The sequence below is a fragment of the Micromonospora sp. NPDC049679 genome, assembly GCF_040659735.1.
GTDB lineage: Bacteria > Actinomycetota > Actinomycetes > Mycobacteriales > Micromonosporaceae > Micromonospora_I.
This window is the reverse complement of the sequence record NZ_JBFANZ010000029.1, coordinates 1-19,633: the sequence shown is the minus strand read 5'-3', so window position 1 is coordinate 19,633 and position 19,633 is coordinate 1. Positions and strand designations below refer to the sequence as shown.

19 protein-coding genes are annotated in these 19,633 nt (G+C 71.8%); 9 read left to right on the top strand and 10 right to left on the bottom strand.

Annotated features, from left to right (window positions below; all coding sequences use genetic code 11):
- The first annotated feature begins 275 nt into the window (after positions 1-275).
- From AB0J06_RS18920 to AB0J06_RS18910, 3 genes are all read left to right on the top strand, one after another.
- Positions 276-1,373: a TIGR03118 family protein gene (locus AB0J06_RS18920; protein ID WP_357430195.1), complete on the top strand. Its 1,098-nt coding sequence runs from the start codon at positions 276-278 to the stop codon at positions 1,371-1,373.
- 150 nt (positions 1,374-1,523) lie between these two features.
- Entirely contained in the window at positions 1,524-2,930 is a 1,407-nt protein-coding gene (locus tag AB0J06_RS18915; RefSeq protein WP_357430193.1) for a selenium-binding family protein, read from the top strand.
- A 40-nt stretch (positions 2,931-2,970) separates the two neighbouring features.
- Positions 2,971-3,606, top strand: a complete 636-nt coding sequence (locus AB0J06_RS18910; RefSeq protein WP_357430191.1) for a hypothetical protein — start codon at positions 2,971-2,973, stop codon at positions 3,604-3,606.
- A gap of 22 nt (positions 3,607-3,628) precedes the next feature.
- Here AB0J06_RS18910 and AB0J06_RS18905 read toward each other — a convergent pair whose 3' ends face one another.
- Positions 3,629-3,763 (bottom strand): hypothetical protein, encoded by a 135-nt coding sequence (locus tag AB0J06_RS18905; protein WP_357430189.1) that lies wholly within the window; start codon positions 3,761-3,763, stop codon positions 3,629-3,631.
- Positions 3,764-4,336: 573 nt separating this feature from the next.
- Between AB0J06_RS18905 and AB0J06_RS18900 the strand changes: the two genes are divergently transcribed.
- The 3 genes from AB0J06_RS18900 (at position 4,337) to AB0J06_RS18890 (ending at position 6,059) form a co-directional block, all read left to right on the top strand.
- Positions 4,337-5,545: a cytochrome P450 gene (locus tag AB0J06_RS18900; protein WP_357430187.1), complete on the top strand. Its 1,209-nt coding sequence runs from the start codon at positions 4,337-4,339 to the stop codon at positions 5,543-5,545.
- Positions 5,539-5,769 (top strand): ferredoxin, encoded by a 231-nt coding sequence (locus tag AB0J06_RS18895; RefSeq protein ID WP_357430185.1) that lies wholly within the window; start codon positions 5,539-5,541, stop codon positions 5,767-5,769. The genes AB0J06_RS18900 and AB0J06_RS18895 overlap by 7 nt, the downstream gene beginning before the upstream one ends.
- 71 nt (positions 5,770-5,840) lie before the next feature.
- Positions 5,841-6,059 (top strand): hypothetical protein, encoded by a 219-nt coding sequence (locus tag AB0J06_RS18890; RefSeq protein ID WP_357430183.1) that lies wholly within the window; start codon positions 5,841-5,843, stop codon positions 6,057-6,059.
- Between the two features lie 7 nt (positions 6,060-6,066).
- Here AB0J06_RS18890 and AB0J06_RS18885 read toward each other — a convergent pair whose 3' ends face one another.
- From AB0J06_RS18885 to AB0J06_RS18860, 6 genes are all read right to left on the bottom strand, one after another.
- Entirely contained in the window at positions 6,067-6,480 is a 414-nt protein-coding gene (locus tag AB0J06_RS18885) for a TrmH family RNA methyltransferase (RefSeq protein ID WP_357430181.1), read from the bottom strand.
- A gap of 271 nt (positions 6,481-6,751) precedes the next feature.
- Complete coding sequence (locus AB0J06_RS18880) at positions 6,752-7,693, bottom strand: iron-siderophore ABC transporter substrate-binding protein (protein WP_357430179.1); 942 nt, start codon at positions 7,691-7,693, stop codon at positions 6,752-6,754.
- A complete protein-coding gene (locus AB0J06_RS18875) occupies positions 7,693-8,532 on the bottom strand; it encodes an ABC transporter ATP-binding protein (protein ID WP_357430177.1) in 840 nt (279 codons plus the stop codon). Before AB0J06_RS18875 ends, AB0J06_RS18880 begins: the two co-directional genes overlap by 1 nt.
- Entirely contained in the window at positions 8,529-9,566 is a 1,038-nt protein-coding gene (locus AB0J06_RS18870) for an iron ABC transporter permease (RefSeq protein ID WP_357430175.1), read from the bottom strand. The genes AB0J06_RS18875 and AB0J06_RS18870 overlap by 4 nt, the downstream gene beginning before the upstream one ends.
- Positions 9,563-10,618: an iron ABC transporter permease gene (locus tag AB0J06_RS18865; RefSeq protein WP_357430173.1), complete on the bottom strand. Its 1,056-nt coding sequence runs from the start codon at positions 10,616-10,618 to the stop codon at positions 9,563-9,565. The genes AB0J06_RS18870 and AB0J06_RS18865 overlap by 4 nt, the downstream gene beginning before the upstream one ends.
- 355 nt (positions 10,619-10,973) lie before the next feature.
- Entirely contained in the window at positions 10,974-11,549 is a 576-nt protein-coding gene (locus AB0J06_RS18860; protein ID WP_357430171.1) for a type 1 glutamine amidotransferase domain-containing protein, read from the bottom strand.
- 190 nt (positions 11,550-11,739) lie between these two features.
- On the opposite strand from AB0J06_RS18860, the gene AB0J06_RS18855 reads away from it, so the two are divergent.
- The gene (locus tag AB0J06_RS18855) at positions 11,740-13,410 is read left to right on the top strand and encodes a copper resistance protein CopC (RefSeq protein ID WP_357430169.1); all 1,671 of its coding nucleotides are present in this window, start codon (positions 11,740-11,742) and stop codon (positions 13,408-13,410) included.
- A 3-nt stretch (positions 13,411-13,413) separates the two neighbouring features.
- Here the strand turns inward: AB0J06_RS18855 and AB0J06_RS18850 are convergent, their stop codons facing one another.
- The 3 genes from AB0J06_RS18850 to AB0J06_RS18840 all read right to left on the bottom strand — a co-directional run bounded on the left by AB0J06_RS18850 (position 13,414) and on the right by AB0J06_RS18840 (position 15,725).
- The gene (locus AB0J06_RS18850; RefSeq protein WP_357430167.1) at positions 13,414-14,292 is read right to left on the bottom strand and encodes a YcnI family protein; all 879 of its coding nucleotides are present in this window, start codon (positions 14,290-14,292) and stop codon (positions 13,414-13,416) included.
- Between the two features lie 145 nt (positions 14,293-14,437).
- Entirely contained in the window at positions 14,438-15,295 is an 858-nt protein-coding gene (locus tag AB0J06_RS18845) for an SDR family oxidoreductase (RefSeq protein ID WP_357430165.1), read from the bottom strand.
- 58 nt (positions 15,296-15,353) lie between these two features.
- Positions 15,354-15,725 (bottom strand): DoxX family protein, encoded by a 372-nt coding sequence (locus AB0J06_RS18840; protein ID WP_357430163.1) that lies wholly within the window; start codon positions 15,723-15,725, stop codon positions 15,354-15,356.
- 95 nt (positions 15,726-15,820) lie between these two features.
- Here AB0J06_RS18840 and AB0J06_RS18835 point away from each other — a divergent pair, with 95 nt between their 5' ends.
- Positions 15,821-16,291 carry a MarR family transcriptional regulator gene (locus tag AB0J06_RS18835; RefSeq protein WP_357430161.1) on the top strand — a complete coding sequence of 157 codons (471 nt, stop codon included), beginning with the start codon at positions 15,821-15,823 and terminating at the stop codon, positions 16,289-16,291.
- Positions 16,292-16,436: 145 nt separating this feature from the next.
- The gene (locus AB0J06_RS18830) at positions 16,437-19,547 is read left to right on the top strand and encodes a M14 family zinc carboxypeptidase (protein WP_357430159.1); all 3,111 of its coding nucleotides are present in this window, start codon (positions 16,437-16,439) and stop codon (positions 19,545-19,547) included.
- Positions 19,548-19,633 lie beyond the last annotated feature (86 nt).

The window sequence follows — 19,633 nt, the reverse complement described above, 5'->3', positions numbered from 1 at the left end:
TTACGCCCGGGCAGGGCCTCGCCACAATCGCCGAACTGGTCGGCCGCAGCGCCCCATCCATCGCACCGCGAGCACTCAGACGCTGTCCCCCCTTGAGCCGGGTCGATGGGACACCCTCGGCGCGTCCCGATCCGGCTCGATGCCTATACATCATTTATGCCAATACGTCACCGCAACACGCCGGAAGAAATGCGGGATAAATCGGGACCAGCCATAACCAATCGGCCGTCCACCCCGATAGACCGTGTGTCCATCACACGCAAGGGGGGAACCTTGTGACTCGACGTCTCAATTTCCGTAGGACGCTCTGCACCGCGGTGGCGCTGACGCTGCTCGGCGGCGCGGCCCCGGCCTACGCCGACGACATGGTCGACAGCCACGACGACCGCACACCCCGCTTCACCCAGATCAACCAGGTCTCCGACCAGGCCAGCCGCCAGCCGTCCGTCGTCGACCCGATCGCGGTCAACTCCTGGGGCCTGGCACTCGGGCCGGACACCCCGCTCTGGGTCGCGAACAACGGCAGGGACACCGCCACGGTCTACAGCGGCGGGGTCGGTGGAAAGCCGGTCAGGAAGGAGGCCATTTCCGTCGCCATCCCCGATGGCGCGCCGACGGGCGCCGTTTTCAACAACACTGACGACTTCGAGGTGCCCGGCGCGGGCGAGGACCAGCCGGCCCGGTTCATCTTCGTCGGCGAAGCGGGCAAGGTCTTCGCGTGGAACCCGCAGGCGAGGGGCTCGGCGGTCGAGGTCGCGCACGGGGACGGCGCGATCTACAAGGGAGCGACGCTCCTGAAGACCGATTCCGGGAACTTCCTGCTCGCAACCGACTTCCACAACGCCCGCATCGACGTCTTCGACGAGGACTTCAAGCGGGTGTCACTGCCGGCGGGCACCTTCCAGGACGCGGACGTGCCCAAAGGGTTCGCGCCGTTCAACGTGTTGGCGGTCGACGAGAAGGTCTACGTCACCTACGCCAAGCAGGACGCGGCCGCCGAAGACGACGTGGCCGGCGCCGGGCTCGGCTTCGTCGACCTGTTCACCGACTTCGGCAGGAAGGTGAAGCGGATCGCCAGCCAGGGCACGCTCAATGCACCCTGGGGCCTGGCCATCGCGCCGGAGGGCTTCGGCGAGTTCACCGGCGACCTACTGGTCGGGAACTTCGGCGACGGCCGGATCGGCGTCTTTGAGGGCGACGAGTTCGAGGGGCAACTGCGGGACGAGAAGGACCAGGAGATCACCATCGATGGTCTCTGGGCGCTGCTGCCCGGCACTGAGACCACGGGCGGCGAGGGCACGCTGTGGTTCAGCGCGGGACCGGAGGACGAGACGCACGGCCTGGTGGGGCAGCTGATCCCCACCAAGAGGTGACGCCGACGAGCAGATCGTGCGCCGCCCTCCGGTTTCCGGGGAGCGGCGCACCGCCGCATTGACACGTTCCCATATGCCAGACGGTGCCTTCCGCCGCCGCGGGCCCGCTCCTATCGTCGGTGCAGGCCCATCTGCTGTGAGGAGCCGCACATGACCCGGTGGACCCCCGACCCGACCTTCTACGCCTCCCCGCGCGACGCGGGCAACGCACCCGCCGAGAAGCTCGCCTACGTGGCCGCCTTCGACCGCAGCGCGCAACGCCCCGACGCGATCGCCGTGGTCGACGTCGACCCCGAGTCCGCCCGCTACGGCACCGTGGTCGGTTGGACAGATCTCCCGCACCTCGGCGACGAGCTGCACCACTTCGGGTGGAACGCCTGTAGCAGCGCGCTCTGCCCCACCGCCCCGCACCCGCACGTCGAGCGTCGCTACCTGATCGTGCCGGGGCTGCGCTCGTCCCGGCTCTACGTCCTCGACACGAAGGCGGATCCGACGCGTCCGGAAGTGGTCAAGGTGCTGCAGGCCGAGGAGCTCGGCAAGCACGCCGGCTACTCCCGGCCGCACACCGTGCACTGTGGACCTGACGGCATCTACGTCTCCGCCCTCGGCGGAAGCGACGGCCGGGACGGTCCCGGCGGGATCGCCATCCTCGACCACACCAGCTTCGAGGTCCGCGGCGCGTGGGAGGCCGAGCGGGGGCCCCAGTTCCTCGCCTACGACTTCTGGTGGCACCTCACCCAGGACGTCATGGTCACCTCCGAGTGGGGCACACCGTCGATGATCGAGGACGGCATCGTCGGTGAGCTTCTGCTCGGCCGGAAATACGGCCACGCGCTGCACTTCTGGGACCTGCGTCGTCGCCGCCACGTGCAGACCGTCGATCTCGGCGACCAGCACCAGATGCCGCTGGAGCTCCGTCCCGCCCACGACCCGACCAAGGCGTACGGCTTCGTGGGCGTGGTGATCAGCGTTGAGGACCTCTCCGCATCGATCTGGGTCTGGCACCGCGACGGCGACCGGTGGGCGGCCACAAAGGTGATCACGATCCCCGCCGAGCCGGCCGACTCCGAACTCCTGCCCGACCTGCTCAAGCCCTTCGGCGCGGTGCCGCCGCTGGTCACCGACATCGACCTCTCCGTCGACGACCGCTTCCTCTACGTCTCCTGCTGGGGCACCGGCGAGCTCAAACAGTACGACGTCAGCGACCCGTTCCACCCCGTCGAGACCGGTTCGGTGCGGCTGGGCGGCATCGTGGGGCGGGTCGCGCATCCGGCGGCACCCGACGAGCGCCTCGCCGGTGGTCCACAGATGGTCGAGGTGAGCCGCGACGGCCGGCGGGTCTACGTGACCAACTCCCTCTACGGGGCCTGGGACGACCAGTTCTACCCCGACGGGGTCGGCGCCTGGCAGGCCAAGCTCGACGTCGATGTGTCCGACGGAGGCTTCGCGCTGGACACCCGGTTCTTCCCGCACGGCGAGGACTTCCGCGGGCTGCGGGTGCACCAGACCCGGCTGCAGGGCGGGGACGCCTCGTCCGACTCGTACTGCTTCCCGTGACCCGTCTCCCCCGTAGTGGGGGCACCGCGGTGGGGCGCCGATGAGCTGGCCGCAACTGGCGGCGCTGGCCGCGCTCGGCGCCTTCCACGGTCTCAACCCCGCGATGGGCTGGCTCTTCGCGGTCGCCCGCGGCATGCAGGAACAGCGCCGGGCGGCACTGCTCTGGTCACTGCCGCCCATCGCGGCCGGGCACGCCGCGTCGGTGGCGATCGTCGCCAGCCTGGTCACCGCCACCCGCTCGACCGGCACGAGCACCGCGGTCGCGCTCGGCGGGGGTGTCCTGCTGGTCGGCTTCGGGCTGTGGCGGATGCTCTCCGACCGTCACTTCCGTTGGGCCGGGATGCGGCTGAGTCTCCCGCAGCTCGCCGGCTGGTCGTTCCTTGTCTCCTCGGCACACGGCGCCGGCCTGATGCTGTTGCCGGTGCTCGCGGCCGGCCCGGCGGCGGCGGACCGGCATCACACGCACGCGACCGCGGCGCCCGTCGACGCGTTCGACGGGTTGGCCGCGGCCGGGGTGCACACCGCGGCGATGTTCGGCACCGCGGCGCTGCTGGCGCTGCTGGTGTACGAGGTGGTCGGGCTGGGCGTGCTGCGCACGGCCTGGTTCAACCTCGACCGACTGTGGGCCGGGGTGCTCGTCGCCGCCGGAGTGATCACGCTCGTGGCGGCGATCTGACCGGAGCGGTGCCGACGGCGCGTCAGGACTTCGTTTTCTCGTTGTTCGTCACCGCCGCGAACGCCGCACCGATGCCCGCGCCGAGCGCGATGCCCATCGCGATGTTGTCGAACACGGTCAGGCCGAGTGCCGCGCCGAGCGCGATGCCGATCGCCATGCCGCCGCCGTACGTAGTCGCCGTTTTCTTCACATGATCTCCCGTCCGAGACCGCCATGCTAACCGCGTCGGGCCACCCGCACGCGGCCCGCGAGCACCGCCCCGAGCAACGCCAGCCGACCGCGAGGGCCTCGAACGCGATCAGCGAGGCAAGCGCGACGATCCCGAGGGTCAGCGGGCGCAGGTGCCGGGACAGCAGCCCCGGCTCGGAAGCCGGCGCGGGCGGGTGCGGTGGGTCGACATCGCGGTCCGATCGGCTCCCCTGACGCGGGTCCGGCGCGCTGAGCATCGTGCGATCTCAACGCCGGTTGAGGTCAAGCCGATTACCTGTGCCACTCCCGCTAAAGCGTCCTAGGATGAAATCCCTGACGGGACGACCCATCCGGCACCCGCAGCGTCGGTGATCTCCGGGGCCGAGCTGGTCAGCATTCGGTTGCTTCGCGGGCATTCCCAGCAGAAGGTCCGCGTGGGCTGTCACTGATTGACCAATTTCTCTACTATCCGTGGTGTCCACGCGACACGGTGTGGAGCTCCTCTGCCACACCGCGCCACCCCCGGCGAAGGGAGCCCCCGGTGACGGACACCCGACAGGCCAACGCCGCGCACGCCTACCCCTTCAATCCACCCGACCGGCTCAACGTCGACCCGTTCTACGTCCAGCTGCGCCGGCAGGAACCCCTGATCCGGGTACGTCTGCCCTTCGGCGAGGAGGCGTGGCTCGCCACCCGCCACGCCGACGTTCGCACCGTCCTGGGTGACCCCCGGTTCAGCCGCGCCGCGAGCGTCGGCCGCGACGAACCCCGGATCACGCCACGGCAGATGGAGGGCGGCATCCTCTCGATGGACCCGCCGGAGCACACCCGGCTGCGCCGCCTGGTCGCCAAGGCGTTCACCGCCCGCCGCGTGGAGCAGCTCCGGCCGCGCGCCCGGCAGGTCGCCGACGAACTGCTCGCCCGGATGATCGCCGCCGGTCCACCGGCCGACCTCGTCGAGGACTTCGCCACTCCCCTGCCGATCACCGTGATCTGCGAGCTGCTCGGCGTCCCCCTCGCCGACCAGGACCGCTTCCACGTCTGGTCCGAGGCGATCGTGTCGACCACCTCGCTGACCCCCGAGCAGATCCGGGGCTACATCGACAACCTGTACGCCTACATGGCCGAGTTGGTCGCGCAGCGCCGCAGGCAGCCGACCGACGACCTGATCGGCGCGTTGGTGCAGGCCCGCGACGCCGACCACGACCGGCTCACCGAGACGGAGATGGTGCAGCTCGCGGCCGGGTTGCTGGCGGCCGGGCACGAGACCACCGTGACGCAGATCCCCAACTTCGTCTACGTCCTGCTCACCCACCCCGACGAGCTCGCCCGGTTGCGCGCCGAGCCCGAGCTGGTGCCCGGAGCGGTGGAGGAGCTGCTGCGCTACGTGCCACTCGGGGTGGCCTCCTCGTTCGCCCGCTACGCCCTCGAAGACGTCGAACTCGGCGGGGTGCTCGTGCGCGCGGGCGAACCGGTGGTCGGGTCGCTCTCCTCCGCCAACCGCGACGGCGAGGTCTTCGCCGATCCCGACGCGCTCGACTTCACCCGGGCGGCCAACCCGCACCTGGGCTTCGGCCACGGCGTGCACCACTGCATCGGGGCGCAGCTGGCCCGGATGGAGCTGCAGGTGGCGCTCGCCGCGCTGCTGCACCATCTGCCCGGTCTGCGTCTCGCCGTGCCGGAGCCGTCGTTGGAGTGGAAGAGCGGCATGCTGGTGCGCGGGCTGCGAACGATGCCGGTGGCGTGGTGACCCCGGAGTGGCGGGTCACCGTCGATCCGCGACGCTGCATCGGTTCGGGGATCTGCGCGGGGGCCGCTCCCGATCACTTCGTCCTCGTCGACGCCGTCTCCATTCCGCTCGACGAGCTGATCCCGCCGGAGGAGTCGGTGCTCGACGCGGCGGAGTCGTGCCCGATGGAGGCGATCGCCGTACGCGACGCGGTCGACGGCCGGCTGATCGCACCCGAGGCCTAGGTGTACCGCCCCGTGAGGTTGGGGACGTCCACGCGCGGCAGGTCGGTTTCGGCCTCGACGAGCTGCGCGTCATGCTCACCGCTGACGACGCGGCCGCCCGGCGCGGCGTGCTCGACCGTCACCACGCCGAGCTCGACCGCCGCATCGCCCGGGCCCAGCAGTCCAAGTCCCTCGTCGAGCACGCGTTGGCCTGCCCGGCCGAGGACTTCATGCACTGCCCCGAATTCGAGCGCCTCGTCCACGACCTCGATCCCGCCCGCCACGGCCGTGCCGCCGACCGCGCCGGCTGACCGCGCGCTACACGAGCCCGGCGAGCTTGTACAGCACCAGCGAGCCGGCAACGGCGACGTTGAGGCTCAGACCGGTGCCGACCATGGGAATCTCCACCACCACGTCGAGGAGATCGACGGCCGCCGGCGGGATGCCGGTCCGCTCGTGGCCGAGGACGGCGACGGTGCGGCGCCGCGCGGCGGGCAGGTCGGCGAGACGGATCGCCTCGTCGGCGAGCTCGACGCCGAGGAGCCGCGCGCCCGCCGCCCGCTCGGCGTCCAGCCAGCGCAGCGGGTCGCCGACCCGGTGGACGCAGGTGGGACGCCGCAGCGTGTTGCCGCGCGCCAGCGCCTCGTCCACCCAGCCGAACGGTGGTACGGCGAGGCAGGCGCCGACGGCGTCGCAGGTGCGCAACAGGGTGCCGAGATTGGCCCCGTGCATGGGCCAGAGGGGTGCGGCGATGAGATGGCCCCAGCAGCGGTGCGCTCGGGGGCGACGCACGGCGCGCAGTTCGCGTCGGGGCCGCACTCTGATCGCGGGGCTCACCGGGCGGGACGGGCTCCGGCGGCGGAGGGTCTGGTCATGAGAGATGTGCTTCGCGGCGCACACGGGCCATCACCGGCGGAAAGATCGGGTCCAGTTTAGACCGCGACGGCATGCGGGGCCAACGCGGCGCCGGTCACGACGAGCGTGACCGGCGCTGCGGGATCGTTCAGCTGGCCAGGTACTTCTCCAGGTCGTCGATGATCTTGCCCGCGGCGGTCACGCCGATGCCGGTCATCCAGGTCTCGTCCGGCACCACGTGGGACCGGCCGGCCTTCACCGCGGAGAGGTTGGTCCACAGTCCGCCGGCGGTCACCTTGGCACGCTCCGCGGCGGCCTTCTCGCCGTACGCGGCGACGAAGATGACGTCCCCGTCGACCTCGGCGATCCGCTCCGGGCTGACCTTGTCCATCCGCTTGTCCTGCTTGCCCGCGAGGAGTTGCCGCTCGGGGCGGCCGAGGCCGACGTCGGTCAGGACGATGCCGGAGAACGACTCCGGGCCGTAGACCCGGATCTCGGCGGGCATGAAGCGCACGATCGAGATCTTCTTCGCGGCCGGATCGCCGAGCTTCGCGCCCAGGTCCTTGGCCCGCTTCTGGTACCCGTCGAGCAGGTCGCGCGCCTGCTTTTCCTTGCCGAGCGCCTTGCCGTCGAGGAGGAAATTCTCCTTCCAGGTGATGCCGACCTTCTCGGTGAACACCGTCGGCGCGATCGCCGACAACTCGTCGTAGAACTTCTCCTGGCGGAACTTGCTGCCCAGGATCAGGTCCGGCTTCAGCGCGGTGATCGCCTCCAGGTCGGGTTCGGTGAGGACACCGACCTCCTTGATCTGCGACACCTTGTCACCGAAGTAGGTCGGCCAGCCCAGCACCTCACCGGCGCGCGCGGCACCGACGGGCACGACGCCCAACGACAGCGCGGTGTCGATCTTGTCGGTGTCGAGCACCACGACCCGCTGCGGCCGCAGCGGCACGGCCGTGGCGCCCATGGCGTGCGTGATGGACTGGGTCTGGTCCGTTCCGGCACCGGGAACGGGGTCGCTCTTGGCGCAGCCGGAGAGGCTGGCACCGACGACGACGGCCGCGACGAGCGCGACGGTGAGACGACGCATCATGGTCCTTTCAGGAGAGACGGAGCTGGTTGAGGCTGCGATGCCGGCGTGGGTCGCGCGGCGGCGGGCGGTCCCGGTACGACGAGCGGCGCCCCGGTCACCGGGCAGGGCACGACCACGCAGTCGAGTCCGAAGACCTCGCGGACCAGGTCGGCGGTGAGGATCTCGCCGGGTGCTCCGGCCGCCACGACCGCGCCGTCGCGCATGGCGATCAGGTGGTCGGCGTAGCGGGCGGCCTGGTTGAGGTCGTGCAGGACCGCCACGACGGTACGGCCGCGCTCCACGCGCAGCCGGCGCAACAGGTCCAGGATCTCGACCTGATGGGCCAGGTCGAGGAAGGTCGTGGGCTCGTCGAGCAGGAGCGCCTCGGTCTCCTGGGCGAGCGTCATCGCGATCCACACGCGTTGGCGCTGGCCGCCGGAGAGAGTGTCGACCGGCCGGTCGGCCAGGGTGGCGACGTCGGCGAGGGTCATCGCCTCGTGCACCGCGGTCGCGTCCCGCGCCGACCATTGCCGCCACCACCGCTGGTAGGGCTGACGTCCCCGCGCGACCAGGTCGGCGACGGTGATCCCCTCCGGGACCAGGGGGCTCTGCGGCAGGACCCCCAGCCGCTGGGCCACCTCGCGGGTCGGCAGGTCGCGGATCGCGGCGCCGTCGAGGAGCACGGCGCCCGCGCGGGGGTTGAGCAGCCGGGCCATCGTGCGCAGCAGCGTGGACTTGCCACACGCGTTGGGGCCGAGCACGACCGTGAACGCGTCGGCGGGGAGCTCGAGGTCGAGGCCGTCGAGAACGACGCGGTCCTCGTAGCCGACGACGAGGTCCCGGGTGGAGAGCTTCACGAGGGCCTCCCGCGGCCGCGAACAAGAAGGAACAACAGGTACGGGCCGCCGATCGCGGCGGTCAGCACGCCCGCCGGTAACTGGGTGGGCGCGAACAGCCGCCGGCCGGCGAGATCGGCCAACACGACGAGGAGCGCGCCCACGAGCGCGGCACAGAGCAGCGGCGGGCGCTCTGCCCGGACCATTCGTCGGGCCACCTGCGGGGCCACCAGCGCGACGAAGTCCACCGCGCCGACCTGGGCGGTCACCATCGCCGCGGCGAGCACACCGGTCACGGCGAGCCCGATCCGTCGCGCCACCGGACGCAGCCCGATCCCCCGGGCGGTGTCGTCGTCGAGGGCGGCGTTGTTGAGCGACCAGCCGGCCCAGAGCAGCACCGGGAGGAGCACCAGCAGCGTCCCCCCGATGTACGCGGCCTCGCTCCAGCCACGACCGGCCAGAGTTCCGAGCAGCCAGATCTGCGCGCGCAGCCCGTCGATCGGGTCGGCGGAGAGCATGACCACCTCGATCAGCGCGCGCAGCGCCACCGCGACGGCGACGCCGGCGAGCACGAAGCGCTGCGCCGCCAACCCGTGCCGGGCGCCGAGCGCGAGCACCGCGGCCGCGGCCAGCAGGCCACCGGCGAGCGCGGCGGGGGCGACGAGGGCCGCAGCCGCGCCCGTGGTCAGCGCGATGGTGGCGGCGAGCCCGGCGCCCTGGGTGATCCCGATGACGTCCGGGCTGGCCAGGGGGTTGCGGCTGACGCTCTGCACGAGGGTGCCGGCGATCCCGAACGCGGCTCCGGCGACCGCCGCGAGCACTACGCGGGGCAGACGCAGCTCCCGCACCACGAGGTCGTACGGGGTGCCACCGGCGGCGAGTGCCCGCAGCACATCGGCGGGGGCTACGTAGGGCGTGCCCAGCGACAGACTGAGCACCATCGCGGCGGCGAGCAGACCGAGGAGCGCGGCGGCGACCACGAGGGAGCGGCGCCGCACGAGCAGGCTGACGGTGCCGATCCGCAGCAGCGACCGTCCGGCGGGCAACGTGGTCATGCGGTGACCACCCGCGCCCGACGCACCAGAATCGCCAGCAGCGGTGCCCCGACCAGGGCGGTGACGACCCCGGCGGGGATCTCTCCGGGCGGCGCGACCAGTCGTCCGATGATGTCGGCGCCGAGCAGCAGGCCCGGCCCGAGCAGGGCGGCCACCGCGAGCGTCCATCGGTGGTCCGCGCCGACCAGAGCGCGGGCCAGGTGGGGCACAGCGAGTCCGACGAAGGCGATGGGCCCGGCCGCCGCCACCGCCGCGCCGGTCAGCAGGACCGCGCCGACGGCGCCGCCGAGGCGCACCAGTCCGACCTGGTGTCCGAGGCCGCGGGCGACGTCGTCGCCGAGCGCCAGCGCGTCCAGACCGCGTGCGACGAGGACCGCCAGCAGCAGTCCGGCGGCGACGAATGGCGCGACCTGCACGGCGACCGACGTGTCCCGGCCGGCTACCCCACCGACCACCCAGAAGCGGTATTCCTCGAAGGTGCGGGCGTCGACGGTGAGCAGACCGAACACCACCGCGCCGATGCTGGCGTCGAGGGCCACGCCGCACAGCGCCAGGGTGACCGGGCTCGCGCCGTCGCGGGTGCGGGCGGAGATCGCGTAGACGAGGACGCCGGCGAGCAGCGCGCCGACGATGCCGAACCAGACGTATCCGGCGAGCGTGCCGACCCCGAAGACGGCGATCGCCAGGACGACCCCGAGCGAGGCTCCGGCGCTGATGCCGAGGATCCGCGGCTCGGCGAGGGGATTGCGGGTCAATGCCTGCAGCAGCACCCCGGCGACGGCCAGGGCCGCCCCGACCGCGAGCCCGAGCAGGGTACGGGGCAGGCGCAGTTCGCGGACGATGAGACTGGCCTCACCTCCGTCGGGCGCCACGAGCGCGTGCCACACCTGCGCGGGGGCGAGTGGCTTGCTGCCCAGCGCGAAGCTCGCCAGCACCACGGTGGCGAGCAGCGCGAGCGCCCCGGTCACGACGAGGACGCGCCGCGCGGTGCGGGGGTGCACCGCGTCGGGCCGGGTGAGCGGCTCGGCGGGGCGTAGCGCGACGGTAGGCATGACGACTCCTGCGACCTTCAACTTAGGATCGCCTAACCTTACGGCCGCGAGGTCATCTCGCCTAATACATGATCGTGGATAGCGCTTGGGCCGGGCTTCGCCCTCCCCGCGCCCCGGCTATGTCTCGACTGCCGGCTCGCGATCCGGTTACCTGGCGGATTGTGACCACGGAACCGGGTGCGACCGGCGCGCAGGTGATCGACGGCATAAGAAAGCCGTGGCCGTCGCAGACACTTCATCGCACCGACGTCGGCCACGGCCGCCCGAACCCCGTCCAGTGGTTCCGGCCGGGACTGTCGTCACCTGCCTGCCCGCAGCGCGCCCATCCGGCGCCGCCGGCACGTCAGGGCACCGCTCAGACCGGCACCTTGGCCTGCTCACCCTTGGCGATCGCATTGACCATCTGCGTGCAGAACGCCGGCAGATCCGTCGGTTTCCGGCTGGTGACCAGCCCGGAGTCGACGTGCACCTCCTCGTCGACCCAGCGCCCGCCGGCGTTCGTGATGTCCGTGCGGAGGCTGGGGAAGGAGGTCACCGTCCGCCCCTTCACCACGCCTGACTCGACCAGCGACCACGGGCCGTGGCAGATCGCCGCGACCGGCTTCGACTGGTCGAAGAACGCGCGGACGAAGCGCATCGCGTCCGGGAACTGCCGCAGCTTGTCCGGATTGACCACGCCACCGGGCAGGACCAACGCGTCGTAGTCGGCCGGGTTCGCCTCACTGACCGTCTTGTCCACCGGATAGGTCTTCGACTTGTTGATGTCCTGCTGCACCGATTGGATCGAACCCGACTGGGTCGAGATGAGCTCCACCGTCGCACCGGCCCGCTCGGCCGCGCCCCGCGGCTCGACGTACTCGATTTCCTCGACGCCGTCGGCGGCGAGGAACGCCACGCGCTTGCCCCGCAGCGGAGTCTGCTGTGCTGCCATGACGCCCTCCTCTCGCGGCGCGGCACCACGCGCCCGGGCGACGCGTGCCGCCGGTCTGCGCCGCTCACCCTGCATCGTTCCCGGCGCCATGGCGGGCAAACGGCATGGCCGGACGGCGCGCGGGGTGCGCGGAAGGGCCGGGGTCCCATCGAGATTGAACCTTCCGACGCCGCGGACCGAACTACCTGGGGTGAGAGATCAGCAGCAGCAGCCGGGTGGTCGACGCGGCCGCGGGTGGCGGGCGGTGGTGGCCGGCGCGTTCCTCGGCGCTTCGGCCGTGCTGCTCGGACCCGCGCCGCCGGTGAGCGCGCACGCGGCGCTCGTCTCGACCTCGCCCGTGCAGGGTTCGGTCATCGGACGTTCGCCGACGCAGGCGGTGCTGACGTTCAGCGAGCCGGTGCGGCTGGTGGCAGGGAAGGCACAGGTGCTCGCCCCGGACGGCAAGCGGATCACCGCCGGGGAGCCGAGCCTCGCCGGCCGGACGCTGACGATCCCGATCCGCGTGCCGGACCGCCCGCTCGGCACGTACCTGGTCAGCTACCGCGTGATCTCCGCGGACAGCCACCCGGTCGCGGGCGGCTTCACCTTCTCCGTGGGCGCGCCCTCCTTCACCGTGCCGCAGCCGCGTGACGGCGGGGTGGACCCGGCAGTGCGGGTGGGGGTCCCGGTCGCCAAATACCTCGGGTACGCCGGGCTGGCGCTCGTCATCGGTCCGACGCTGATGCTCGCGCTGCTCTGGCCGCGCCGGCTCTCCCGGGCCGGACCGATCCGGCTGGTCCGGGTCGGATTGGCGCTGATCGGCACCGCGACCCTGGCCGGGCTCTGGCTACAGGCCCCGTACGCCAGCGGCGCGGGTGTCCTGGACGTCTCCGCCACCGAACTCGGCGCGGTGCTGACCAGCCCGTTCGGCATCGTCCTGACGGTGCGGCTGGCACTGCTCCCCGCGGTCGCGGCGCTGCTGGGTCCCGTGCTGCGCGGCCGGGGCGGCTCCCGGCGCGGGGCGGTGCTGGCGCTGCTCGCGCTGGCCGGGGCGGCGACCTGGCCGCTCTCCGGCCACGCCGCGGCGGCGCCGCTGCCGGGCGTGAGCGTGGTCGCGGACACCGTGCACGTGCTGGCGATGGCGGTCTGGCTGGGCGGGCTGGTGACGCTGGTGGCGTTCCTGCTGCGCCGGGCGCATCCCCGGGTGCTGGCGCTGGTTCTGCCGGTGTGGTCGCGTTGGGCGGCGCTGGCGGTCTGCTGGCTCGTGCTCGGCGGCGCGGTGCAGGCGTTGCTCGAGATCGGCTCCCTGCGCGCGTTGACCGGCAGCGACTACGGGCGACTGGTCGCGCTCAAGGTGGGGCTGCTGGGGCTGGTACTGCTCGCGGCGGCCTACGCGCGGCGACTGGGAGGCACTCGCGGCCCGACGACGTCGCGGCGGTTGCGCGGCACCGTGCTGGCCGAACTGGTCGGCACGCTGCTGGTGCTGGGGCTCAGCGCGGCGCTGGTGCAGACCACGCCGGGGCGGACGGCGGTCGCGGAGGCGGAGGTGGCCACGCAGGACGGGTTCGCGCAGACCCTGACCAGCCCGCTCTACACGCTGCAGTTCGACGTGTATCCCGTGCAGCTCGGCGAGAACAACACGGTGCACGCCTACGCGTACACGCCGCAGGGGAAGGCGCTGCCGGTGGCGGAGTGGCGGCTGACCGCGGCGCTACCGGCCCGCGACGTTGAGCCGGTCACCACTCCGCTGCTCGGGCTCGAACCGCATCACTCGGTGGGCGCCGTCACCTTCGCGGTTCCGGGCGACTGGGAACTGCGCTTCACCCTGCGGATCTCGGAGATCGACCAGGCGACCGTGACCACGACCGTGCGGGTGCGCTAGTCGTCACGGTTGGCGCAACCGCCACCGCGACGGCTCGGCGTCGACTGCGGCTTCGTCGTCTTCGGCCGCGTCGGCGTCCGGTGACCGAGCGGCGTTCGGGTGGGCGGGTGCGGCCGGGCCGGCGGGCTCCAGTGACGGCCGGCGGCTGCGGGCGATGAACCATCCGCCGACGGCGAGCCCCAACCCCACGGCCAGCCCGGCGCCGAGCAGCGGGGCAGTCCCGGTGTCGCCGGTCGGCGCCGCCTGGGCGGCCGGATCGTCGCCCGGTTCGGCCGCGCCGTGCGGGTCGAGCGGTACGGGCCGCAGGGTCAGCACCGCCGCCGGCTTGTCGGGTGCGCCGCCCCAGCGCACCACCGTGCCGTCGGAGTACGTCTGTAGGAGGGTGAACGCGATCCGCTCCGCGTCGGGCAGCGGTCCGATCGACACCGGCAACCGCACCACCTCGCCGGGCGCCGTGGGCGGTGGGGCGGCCCGTGTCCAGGTGATGGCCGAGACGACGTCGCTCGTACGGGTGCCGTGGATCGCCTCGATCGGCTGGTCCAGCTTGCGCTCGGTGATCTTCGGCGCCCACTCCGGAACGGACATCGGGAAGACCTCGGCGACCGGCGTCTCGACCGGGAACTGTAGCTGCACGGCGGTGGTGTAGGCGGGGCCCCGCTCGGTGGGAACCTCAAAGGTGATCTTCGCTGCGTCCCCGCGGACCGCGACGGAGGGGCTGACCGTGACGTCGGCGAGGGCGGCCGGGGCGAACGCGAGAGCCCCGGCGACGGCAGCGCCGCCGACGATCGCCGCGATCCCGGGACCACGGCTCAGCCGTAGCCCCGAATCCTCGCCATGAGCCCGAGATCGCCGACGAAGAGAGGTCTGCTGCGCGCGCTTCACACCCTGTATCTCGGTTGCCGGGGCCGAAGAGTTCAAATCGCGGCGGAATTGGCCGCGGCGACGGCCCGGTGTGACGCGCTCGCGTGACCGGGAAACACCGCTGCCCCGCCCGGATCACCGGGCGGGGCAGCGGAACGAGGCGGGGTCAGGCCGCGAGCGCGGCGCCGATCCCCTCGGCGAGCGTCGTCGTCGGCCGCCCGATCAGCGTGCGGAGGTCGCCGCTGTCGGTGGCGAGCTCACCGCGGGCGATGCCCTGGTCGGAGTCGGCGAGCATCGCCGCGACCGGCTCGGGCAGGCCGACGCCGACGAGGACCTTCGTGTACTCCTCGGCGGGCAGGTCGCGGTAGACGACCTCGGTGCCGCTCTGCCGGGTCACCTCAGCGGCGAGCTCCGCCATCGTGAAGGACTGGTCGGCGCCGAGCTCGTAGACCGCGTTCTCGTGGCCCTCCCCGGCGAGCACGGCGGCGGCGGCCGCGGCGAAGTCGGCGCGGGTCGCGGCGGCGACCCGGCCCTCTCCGGCGGTGCCGAAGATGGCGCCGTGCTGCAGCGCCGGGGCGAGGTTGGCGGTGTAGTTCTCCAGGTACCACCCGTTGCGCAGCAGCACGAACGGCAGGCCCGAGTCGCGGACCAGCGCCTCGCTGGCCCGGTGCTCGGTGGCGAGGCTGACACCGCTGGTGTCGGCGTTGAGGATGCTGGTGTAGGCGATCAACCGCACCCCGGCCGCCTTCGCGGCCGCCACGACGTTCGCGTGCTGGGCGACGCGCTGACCGACCTCGCTCCCGGAGATGAGCAGCAGCCGGTCGGTGCCGGCGAACGCCTCGGCCAGCGTCTCGGGCTGGTTGTAGTCGGCGTGCCGCACCTGTACGCCGAGTGCGGCCAGGTCGGCGGCCTTGTCCGGGTTGCGGACGGCGGCGACGATCTCGCCCGCGGGCACTCCCCGGTCGAGCAGCGCGGTGACGGTGAGCCGGCCGAGCTGGCCGGTTGCCCCGGTAATGGTGATCATGGCGCTCCCTTGGAAATTGACGCGGGGCAACCCCGCGTCGGCGTGTGGTGCGGTGAGGTCAGTAGGAGTAGGGGCCGAAGCGCCCCCATGCCACGACCGCGGACAGGACGAGCAGCACCAGGTTGATCGGGAGGCTGCCCCACTCCTTCCGCCGGCCGTGCACGACAACGGCGCCGATCATGACGATGACCAGGCCGGTGGCGGCCAACGGCGTGAGGATCGGCGCGATGCCGGTCCAGGCGGGCAGGACCAGGCCGAGCGCGGCGAGAAGCTCCAGGACGCCGATCGCCTTGATCGCGCCGCCGGAGAAGTCCTCGACGTACGGCATGTTCGCCGCGAGTTTCCGCTTCGGCTGGGTGGCCTTCATCAAGCCTGCCATCGCGAACGCGGCGGCAAGCAGGATCTGCAGGACCCACAGGACGGTGTTCATGGGGACCACTCCACATCGCGGGCAGTTATTTGAACATTCAAGTGACAAACCTAGAGACGGTTACTTGAATTGTCAAGTACTGCTACCGTGGACGAGTGGAAGACAACCGATGGTTGACCGACGACGAGCAGCGGGCCTGGCGGCGACTGGGCGCCGTGATGACGCTCCTGCCTGCGGCGCTCGACACCCAACTGCAGCGGGACGCCGAGCTGACGCACTTCGGCTACTGGGTGCTGGCGATGCTCTCCGAGGCCCCCGGACGGGCCGCGCGGATGAGTGAGCTGGCCGCCCTCGCCAACGGGTCGCAGTCGCGCCTGTCCCACCTGATCTCCAAGCTCGAGGAACGCGGCTGGGTCCGCCGCGAGCGGGCCAGCGACGACGGCCGGGGCTCCGTCGCCGTGTTGACCGACGCCGGCCACGCCAAGGTCGTCGAGACCGCGCCCGGGCACGTCGCGCAGGTGCGCGCCCTGCTCTTCGACAGCCTCAGCCCGCGACAGGTCGCCCAGCTCGACGAGATCTGCACCGCCGTGCTGAGCCGCCTCGGCAATGACAGCTGCCTCGGCTGACCGACCCCGCCCGACCGACCTCCCCCGCCGGACGCCCCGGCGGCATCCGCCTGCCCGGTGGATGCTGCGGCCGACCGCCTGATTGACACCCATCAGCACGGACACGAGGCTCGCGCATAGAGATCCTTCAACCGAGGGGGCGCGAATGAGGAGAGCACGACTGGCAACCGCCTGCGTGTTGACTCTGGTCGGCGCGATGGCGCTGACCGCACCGGCGAGCGCGCGGCCACCGTCCGATCCGGGCGGCCGCGACAGCCTGGAGGTGTATGTCGGGACACTCAATCCGAAACAGCTGGACGAGCTCCGCGATGTCGGGGTCGACCTCGACCACGCGACGGCGCGCTCGGACGCGGGCGGCAACGCCACCGTGGAAACGGTGCTGACCAAGAGCCAGGCCACCCGGCTCACCAGCAAGGGCGTTCCGCTCAGTGTCAAGAAGGTGCGCGGCAAGGCGGCCTCGACCGCACTGCGTGAGCAGGCCAGCGCCGGTTGGCGGGCGTTCCGGTCGTACAGCGAGCCAGGCGGCATCCGCGATGAGCTCACCGCCACCGCGGCCCGCTTCCCCAACCTGACGAAGGTCGAGACGATCGGCCGCTCGGTCAAGGGTCAGCCGATCCTCGCGGTCAAGGTGACCAAGGGCGCCAGGAGTGTGCCGGACGGCAAGCGACCCGCGGTGCTCTACGCCGGCGCCCAGCACGCCCGCGAATGGATCACTCCGGAGATGAACCGGCGGCTGCTGCACCACGTCCTCGACAACTACGGCAGCGACCCGACCATCACGCAGTTGGTCAACACCACCGAGCTGTGGTTCCTGCCGGTCGCCAACCCCGACGGCTACGACTTCACCTTCACCGCCGGAAACCGGCTGTGGCGCAAGAACCTGCGCGACAACAACGGCGACGGCCAGATCACCAGCGGCGACGGCGTCGATCTCAACCGCAACTTCGGCTACAAGTGGGGCTACGACAACGAAGGTTCCTCCCCCGACCCCGCGAGCGAGACCTACCGCGGCTCCGGCGCCAACTCCGAGCCGGAGACCAAGGCGTTCGACTCGCTCCTGCGGCGCGTCGGCTTCGAGTTCTTCATCAACTACCACTCCGCCGCCGAACTGCTGCTCTACGGCGTCGGCTGGCAGGTCAGCACGCCGACCGCGGACGACGTGATCTACGAGGCGCTGGCCGGCGACGACGCGCACCCGGCGGTGCCCGGCTACGACCCGGACCTCTCCGCGGAGCTCTACACCACCAACGGCGACACCGACACGCACGCCACCGTCCGGTACGGCACACTCGGCTTCACCCCCGAGATGTCGACCTGCCAGACGGCCTCCGCGGTCGACCCCAACGACCAGTGGCGCCCCGAGGACTGCGCCAGCATCTTCACCTTCCCGGACGACGAGAAGCTGATCACGGCCGAGGTCGCCAAGAACGTGCCGTTCGCGCTCGCCGTAGCGAGGTCGGCGGCCTCCCCCGACAACCCCGTGTCGGTCGTCGGCCGCAGCACCCCCGACTTCGCGGTCGACGCGTTCGACGTCTCGTACGGCGCCGACCAGCAGGTCGCGGTGACCGCCCGGCGGGCGCTGAAGAACGTCCGGATGCACTACGTGGTCAACGGCGCTCGACCGAAGACCGTCCCGGTGCGCGAGTGGCAGGGCGGCGAGCGCTACGGCGACACGCACGACGACTACTACGCCGAACTGCGCGGCACGGTGCGCGGCGCGAAGCCCGGCGACCGGGTCGAGGTCTGGTTCACCGGCAACAAATCCAGGGCCGGAGTGGTCGCCAGCGAGCACTTCACCTACCGGGTGCACGACGACATCGGCGGCGACGTGCTGGTGCTCGCCGTCGAGGACGTCACCGGCATCAGCCCCGTGCAGGGCGTGACCACCGCCAGGTACGTCGATGAGGTGACCGCCTCGCTCACCGCCGCCGGCCACCGCAGCGACGTCTACGACGTCGATGCCATGGGGCGCAACGCCCCGCACCCGCTCGGCGTGCTCTCGCACTACGACGCGGTGGTCTGGGAGACCGGCGACGACGTCATCCTGCGCGCCGCCGGACAACCGGCCGGCACCACCGCCAAGGCGGCGCTCGACACCGAAATCGCCGTCCGCGACTACCTCAACGAAGGGGGCAAGCTGCTGGTCGGCGGCAAGAACGCGCTCTTCGCGCAGGCGGCCAACGGCTCCTACTTCTACAACCCGTTGACGCCACCGGAGTGCACCACCCCGGACGCCTCCCCCTGTCTGCCGATCCTCAACGACTTCCAGCAGTACTACCTCGGCGCCCACACCTACGTCAGCAACGGCGGTACGGGCGCCGACGGCGAGCCGTACCCGCTGGAGGGGAACGCGGGAGCGTTCGGTGGCTTCGCCGGCCCGCTCAACGCCGCCGGCTCGGCCGGTAACCAGGACCACACCGCGTCGTTCCTGACCACCTCCGGTTTCCTGCCGCCGGACCAGTTCCCGCAGTTCGCCAGCTCCGCGCCGGTGGACTGGGTGCGCCCCGGCGCCGCGCCGTTCGACCCGCACGCCGGCGGCTGGTACCTGTTCAGCGGTCAGTCCGACGTCTCCTACAAGCGGCTCACCCGCACCGTCGACCTCTCCACGGCGACCAGCGGCGAGCTGCGGTTCTTCACCTCCTACGACACCGAGGCGGACTGGGACTACCTCTTCGTCGAGGCGCACGAGGTGGGGAGCGACAACTGGACCACGCTGCCGGACCGCAACGGCCACACCAGCACCGGCACCGGGGAGAGCTGCCAGTCGGGCTGGGATGAACTGCACCCGTTCCTCGCCCACTACCAGGGCGCGGACTGCTCGCCGACCGGCACGACCGGCAGCTGGAACGCGGCGAGCGGAGCCTCGAACGGCTGGCAGGAGTGGTCGGTCGACCTGTCCGGGTACGCCGGTAAGCAGGTGGAGATCGCCATCTCCTCCGTCTCCGACTGGGGCACCCAGGGGCTCGGCGTCTTCCTCGACGACGCCCGCGTCGTCGTCGGCGGCGCGACCGTGGCGCAGACCTCGTTCGAGGCCGACCTGGGCGGCTGGACGGTGGCGCCGCCACCGGCCGGTTCGCAGCAGCCGGCCAACAACTGGGCGCGCAGCCAGCAGGCGTTCGACGAGGGGGCGGTGGTCGTCACCGCCGACACCGTCTACACCGGATTCGGACTCGAAGGGCTCGCCCCGGCGGCCCGCGACGACCTGGTGGCGCGCGCGATGCGGCACCTGCTCGGTGCGGCGGCGTCACGACGCTGATCATGTGGCGACGTCGTGGTGTGCGGCGCGAGTAGCATCCCGACGTGGTCGAGGTGGTCTCCGATGATCGCCGAACCAAGCCCGGC